Below are 7,194 nucleotides of genomic sequence, written 5' to 3'. Positions count from 1 at the left end.
TTCCTCTTTGAACTATTTAAATCCAGCAGCTTTTGAAGCCGAATATTACCGACAAACTGGATAAGAATTGAAGTTTTTAAATATTTACTAACCCGCAAAAGTGTAAACCAAAAGGGAACCACGTCAGATCGACTTCCGAAATTAAAATACTCGATAGTCTTGTTCACGAAGTCTCCATCATGATCTCTTAACAAATGATAAAAAAAATCAAGTGATTCATTGCTGGAAATTGAAGCCAAATATGAAGAATATTTTGACGCATTTTTACGGGGATTTGCCTCTTTAAGTGTAGTTGTCGAAAATTCTGAGATTTCTCTTTTAAGATAGTAGTTAAAGTATCGTTTAAGTTTTACATATCTATCATTCAAATTTCTAGTATTTCCATCATGCATTCCTTGAATGTCAATATAAATATTTTCGGCATCATCGATTATCCCCATTAATATAGCCCTACCAAATGTACCAACCAGCTTTTTTGCTTGTTCAAAAATGCTCAAAGCCAGAATTTCGGCCTCCTTGCCGTAAGTGCTTACGTCTATGTTCTCTATTACTAGTTTTCTTAGGCTGTCACACTCTTGTTGAATACACTGGAGAATGCGGTAATTCGGTGTATTTTGTAAATCGTAAACATAAAACCTTTCGTCCAAACCTTTATTTACCAGCTTGTCATAAAACTCTTCTCTGATTTCGTAGATCCGCTTTTCTATATCACTTAACCTCACAAAATTTGCCATCACTGGAACGTTGCTTGAAGACACGGAAATATTGCGATCAGCTTTCTCAAATCCTTCTTTTAGCTGAGCAAGCGTAAAGAACTGTGAAATATATTTGCTAAGATCAGGCTTCTTGGGCACTTGTCTAACTTCTTCAAAAAGTAGATATTTAACCTGACGATCTCGTATCAATAGATCTTTAAAAGGAAGATCTATTTTGTCTAGCTCTTCTAAAAATTCGCGAATTTTTTGGAAATCACTTTGCATCTCGGCCATTTGTATGCGTGTATGAATTAAAAGGCAGTGTTTAATCAAAATGTTAGCTGCCAAATTTATACAATTTAATCGCCCCAGGCCGCAGAGCGGCCCCCTGTTTCTAGAAAACAAACAACGTTTGCGTTAATTGGCTCCGGAGGAGCCTCCCGAAATGACACTGGCAAGGAGGCTCCTCCGGAGCCAAAAAAATTAATGATGACGCATTGTCTATAAACAGGCAGCTTCTCCGAAGCTTTCGTCTCTCTCCGAGTTAACGAAGATCTCCCCCACCCAAAAATTTGCTTCTCACCAAAATCCTGCAAATATTCGCATTCCTAAATGTACTAATTGAATGAGAAATCCAGCGAGCATTGCCCTGTTATGGTGTGGGTGTGGTGAAAGCCCCCCGGGCGTAGTACACGTCAGGACACCTAAGATGGGGCATATTTTTTAACATCCTAAATGTACTTTTTATGCACACCAACAAAGAATTCGAGTCCGACGACTCCACGTCTGCGGACTCCCTCCACCGCGCTTATGGGCGCAAAGTTCAGGAGCTGCTTTCAAGCAGCGACGCCGCTACCTGGATCGAAGATCTCTGGGAGCTGTACACTGGCTACACCTTGTTCGCGCAGGAGAGCGGGCATGATCCGAAAGGTCACAACCGCTTTATGTCCTTCCGCGATCTGGTGTTTTTCTTCCAGGATGTGGGGAATCTGAAGGTTGGGGAGTAGGGAGGATGGAGGAAAGGTTATAAGGGGGAACTCGCTAGGGCTGGTTCCCCCTTTTTTTGTGGTATGTTTTGATCGGTGAATTCGATATATCCTCATACATAGCCTTCATGTTTTATACCGTTTAATAAGTTTCTTGCCTATAAACGCGGGGTTACAAAGCGCTCATTGAAATACCGACAGTAACTTAGATTGGCACTGACCTTTTATACGAACTACTCAACGATATCACAACATATATGTCAAGATCTATACGGTGCACTCTTGCACTCGTTTTCTTCGCCTCGACGCTGCTCTCCGCCCAGCCGGCAATCCAATGGGACAAAACAATCGGCAGTCCCCTCGATGACGCACCGAGACACCTGGAACAAACCTCGGACGGTGGATATATCATGGGCGGCACAACCAACTCCGGCATCGGCGGCGACAAATCCGAATACAGTAAAGGCAGTTTAGATTACTGGATCATCAAGCTATCATCCGAAGGTTCCCTGGAATGGGAAAAAACCATCGGTGGTCCGGCAAACGACTCATTTTCGACAATTCATCAGACCGCCGACGGCGGCTATATCGTGGGAGGGTCGTCGAGCTCACCAATCGGCAGCGAAAAATCCGAAAGGAGCCGGGGGAATTCTGACTACTGGATTGTCAAGCTGGATAAGAATGGCGATAAAGTTTGGGATAAAACGATCGGAGGCCCTGGCGGAGACATCCTGAATGATGTGAGGCAAACCGATGACGGTGGCTATATTCTCGCCGGATCTTCCTCTTCAGGCATTGGCGGTGAAAAAACCGAGGCGGAACTCGGACAATTTTTTTCTGATTTCTGGATTGTAAAACTATCCGCTACCGGTACGCTGGAATGGGAACGGACGCTCGGAACCTCGGGACCCGACGGCCTGCAATGTATGACGCTGACTTCTGATGGAGGTTATGTTTTTGGCGGCAATCAGGGCTACCAGGAACAATCGAGCGGATACTATCTCATGAAGGTATCGGCGGCTGGTACCAAACAATGGGAAAAGATTATTGGAGGAGTGATCGACAGCTACGGATACATTTATGGTTACGCGGATATTAACGACGTGCAACAAACACCGGATGGCGGGTTTATCCTGGGCGGGACCTCTAATCAGGGAGCAGGCGGGCATCAGACTGAAAGTTCCCTTATTGACTACTGGATCGTGAAGCTCGACGCCGATCTGTCGGTGGAATGGGACAATGTAATTGCTACTGCATGGGATGCCGATGGGAAAGGTGGTAACTATTTTGCGAAGCTCGTCCAAAAAGCGGGCGGGGGATATACATTACTCGGTTATTCAGGCTCGTTTGCCGGCGGTGACAAAACAGAGGACAGTCACGGCAACGGCGTTCTCTTATGGAGCAGTGATTTCTGGCTCGTCAGGCTCAATGCATCCGGTACGGTGGTTTGGGACAAAACAATAGGGGGTGCAGAAGACGAAAGAGCCTATTCGATCGGCAATACCTCGGACGGCGGAATGGTTCTGATGGGCTCGTCGACCTCCAATGCCGGATTTGCAAAAACCGAAAATGGAAAAGGCGGTACGGATTTCTGGATCGTCAAGCTCGCTCCCGATGAACCCTCGCTGCCTGTCACGCTTAAAACTTTTTCTGCAAAAAAGGAAAGCACCTCCGCTGTGCTCAGCTGGCAAACAACCTCCGAAACACGCAGCAGCCACTTCGAAATCCAGCATAGCACCAACGGAAAAACGTGGACTGCATTGGGAGCGATCAATGCAAAAGGAGAAAGCAGCGAGATATGGAACTACCAATACATTCACTCCCATCCTGCAACAGGTGAAAATTTGTACCGCCTGAAAATGGTCGACACGGACGGAAGTTTTGCCTTAAGCAAGATCAACAGACTGAAGTTTGCCGGGGACTTTTCTATTCACGTTTATCCAAATCCGGCAGTTGAAACGATGACGGTTCAAGCCGGGGATTGGTCAAAGGTGAAAAGTGTGGAGGTGCTTAACAGTATAGGCAAGGCCGTTTATCATTCCGGATCAATTCCCGTACAAACGATCAATGCGAAAGAACTTCCCCGAGGTTTGTATTTCGTTAAAGTTAGTTTGAACGACGGAAGCGTCACTACCCAGAAACTGGCTGTCGTTCATTGATATTTTACATTCTCTCTCTTGACTTACTACTTAACGTTTACCGACTCATGAAAAAATGTTTGCTACAATTTTATTGGCTGTTCTTATGCCTTGGCTCCCCGGCAAGCCTGTTTGCACAGCCGGCCGTCCAGTGGGACAAGATCTTTGGCGGAGCGCAGTCCGACCTTCAGACTGCCGCACAACCTACAGCAGACGGAGGATACATTTTGGCTGGCTATTCACAATCCAATGCAACCTTCGACAAATCCGAGGACGGAAGAGGAGGAACCGATTACTGGGTTGTAAAACTGGATGCAAAAGGCGATAAAGAATGGGACAAAACCATTGGCGGAACATACTCGGACTATGTCAGTTTGATCCGGCAAACAATGGACGGCGGCTATATAGTCGGCGGATATTCCTATTCTGATGCCGGAGCGGACAAGAGCGAGAACGTGGGAGACACCGATAATCCGGAAGACCGGCAACCGGACATGTGGATTGTGAAACTTACGGCAAATGGCGCTATCCAGTGGGAAAATACGCTCGTAAGACGTGGCGAAGAAATAATCACGGAACTCAGGCAAACAGCTGACGGCGGTTACCTCGTACTTGGCAGCGGTTATCTGGCTAAGCTCTCAGCAGGTGGTACTGTTGAATGGGATAGAAATTACGTCAGTTTTTTGGGGCTCGATCAGGACGGGAAGCCTGACTCTCCCGACGGCGGGTATATCCTCGGCAATGTTACCGTGGGAAGCTATTACGTCACCAAACTGAATGCGGACGGCTCCGAGCAATGGGAAAAAGTTTACCGTGGCAATGGCCCGGGTTCACATGCCCTGACCACCGCAATCAGGATCCTGCCGGATGGGTACGTGATAGGCGGAAATACCGACTATGGCATCGGCGGCGACAAGACTGAGGCCGCCTGGGGCTCCAATGATTACTGGATCCTTAAAGTAGACGCAAACGGGAACAAAATATGGGACAAGACATTCGGCGGAAGCGCCAACGATCAATTAACATATATTGACCAGACTTCGGACAGTGGTTTCCTCCTGACAGGTACCTCGAATTCAGATATAAGTGGTGACAAATCGGAAGCGAAAAGAGGGGTTCTGGATGCATGGATGGTAAAAATTTCCGCCGATGGTACCAGGCAATGGGATAAAACCCTGGGCGGGAAATTATATGTGCAATACGGGTATAATCAAGGCGCCAGCAATCTGCAACTGCTTCATCAGAATGATGATGGCAGTTACATCCTGAAAGGCTATTCCAGCGGACAAGCCAATGAAGATAAAACAATTGACGAAAGCGGTGGCTGGCTGGTAAAACTGACAAAAGATGGTGTGAAAGTATGGGACAAAACGTTGAGTGGATATTTTATCAAACCGCCACTGCATGAAGGATATGTCTTCTTCGGTTCGTCCAATGCCCCGGCTGGCGCGACGAAGTCAGAAAATCCCAGAGGTGACTATGATTTCTGGCTGATCAAATTATCGGCAGAAGCACCTGCAAAAACACTGGCTTCGTCCGTGCCGTCCCTGTTGTTCAATTACGCCCCCGGGCTGGTGACACCGCCACAAACTATCACCATAACCGGCAGCGCCGGCGCCATCCCTGCTCTGAATTTTGTGAAGTCGGAACGCAGCAGCTGGCTGACCGTGGAACAGGGAGCGGACGGCAGCGTTTCGTTCAGTGTCAATGCCAGCGGTGTCGCGGCCGGTACACACATGGCCTATCTGTCCTTCTATGCACCGGACTACGCCAGGGTGGTGGTACCGGTAAAACTCTTTGTAATCAGCGAGGAAGCAAACAATACGGTGGTTCGGATCAATGCCGGCGGCGGCGCCTTTTCAACTCCTGAGGGCAGACAGTTTCGGGCAGACCAGTACTTTACCGGAATTGACAGTACCTTTTCAGTTCCGGAAGGCGACGTCCTGAATACCGCCGCTGATGAAATCTACCGCTCGAATCGTACCTCCCCTTCATTCAGCTACGAAATCCCTATGCCAAACGGACAGGCCATGGTTACGCTGCACTTTGCGGAGACATGGTACGGCGTGCCGGGAAAAGGCATCGGCGGAGCGGGATCAAGGCAATTCCATGTAAACATTGAGGGCAGTCGGCAGTTAACGGACTTTGATATTTTCACCGCGGCCGGAGGTGCAATGCGGGCAATACAAAGATCGATTCCGGTTACGATCACAGACGGCGTACTACATATCGACTTCCATCCGGGCGCAGCAGGTATCCCGGCTGTATCGGCAATCGAGGTGATAACGAGCAGCGTTGCCATCGGCCCCATCGCCGACGCGTATGCGGCCGATGGCGACATCGATGGCCTTGGCGGCAGTTTCCAAAATTATGGCTCGGACCCCGAGCTACAGGTAAAAAACATAACCAATTCCTGGCCGGGCCGACGATATTCTTATCTCAAATTTTCAATTGGATCGGCCCCCGCAGCCGGAAGCGCTAAACTGCGGATTTATGGGAGCAACATTGAAAATACAGATAATATCTTGCTCGATGTTTATGGCATAAATGATGATAACTGGATCGAGAACAGAATTGTGAGCGCCATGACCCCTCGCATATCCACTCCGATATTGAGTTCCGTGGCTGTGAATAATGTCGTGAAATACTATGAATTGGATGTAACCAGTTATGTGAAGGCACAGCAGCAGGAAGGTGAAACACTGGTCAGTTTTGTTTTAAACGATTCGAGATATCGAGATACGAAACTCGTCTTTAACAGCAGAGAACATGGCACCAACCCGCCACAACTCATTATCCTGCCCGACATCAATGAACCCTCACTCCCCGTCACCCTTACTACCTTCACTGCCCAAAAAGAAAATTCGACGGCGCTCTTAACCTGGCAAACCACCTCCGAAACACGCAGCGACTATTTCGAAATCCAGCACAGCCGTAACGGAAAAACCTGGAATGTACTGGGGACCGTCCAGGCAAAAGGAGAAAGCAGCGACATTCAGAACTACAGGTATGTTCACGCCAGTCCGGCCAATGGCGACAACTATTTCCGGCTGAAAATGACCGACACAGACGGCTCGTTTACTTTTTCCAAAATAGAGCGTGTCAAGTTCAAGCTCGACTTAGCAATCACAATTTACCCAAATCCTGTCGTCGAAACGATTCATTTGAGGGCCACTGACTGGTCGAAGGTTACGCGCGTGCAAATTATCAATACCCTGGGATCAGTAATTTACCACTCGGGAAACAAGCCTGTCCAGCATATCAGCGCGAGACCGTTTAAGCCGGGTGTGTACATCGTCAAAGTTACCCTCGACGACGGAACAGAAGTAACGCGAAATATCGCTATTGCATTTTAAATGCCTGCGTAACACCAAC

General features: G+C 47.9%; 4 protein-coding genes. 3 read left to right on the top strand and 1 reads right to left on the bottom strand.

The annotated features are described in order from the left end of the window. Positions 1-1,043: hypothetical protein (locus FBF61_RS30830; protein ID WP_138484828.1), on the bottom strand; the 1,043-nt coding region annotated here is incomplete at its 3' end. A 398-nt stretch (positions 1,044-1,441) separates the two neighbouring features. Here FBF61_RS30830 and FBF61_RS30825 point away from each other — a divergent pair. The 3 genes from FBF61_RS30825 (at position 1,442) to FBF61_RS30815 (ending at position 7,175) form a co-directional block, all read left to right on the top strand. Further along, entirely contained in the window at positions 1,442-1,702 is a 261-nt protein-coding gene (locus FBF61_RS30825) for a hypothetical protein (protein ID WP_138484826.1), read from the top strand. A 236-nt stretch (positions 1,703-1,938) separates the two neighbouring features. Beyond that, positions 1,939-3,840, top strand: coding sequence for a T9SS type A sorting domain-containing protein (locus FBF61_RS30820; RefSeq protein WP_138484824.1), 1,902 nt, complete (start codon positions 1,939-1,941; stop codon positions 3,838-3,840). Positions 3,841-3,887: 47 nt separating this feature from the next. Continuing rightward, positions 3,888-7,175, top strand: coding sequence for a CBM96 family carbohydrate-binding protein (locus tag FBF61_RS30815; RefSeq protein WP_138484821.1), 3,288 nt, complete (start codon positions 3,888-3,890; stop codon positions 7,173-7,175). Positions 7,176-7,194: the final 19 nt, after the last annotated feature.

The organism is Dyadobacter bucti (assembly GCF_005869225.1).
Taxonomy (GTDB): Bacteria; Bacteroidota; Bacteroidia; order Cytophagales; family Spirosomataceae; genus Dyadobacter; species Dyadobacter bucti.
This window is presented reverse-complemented; position numbering and strand designations above follow the sequence as displayed.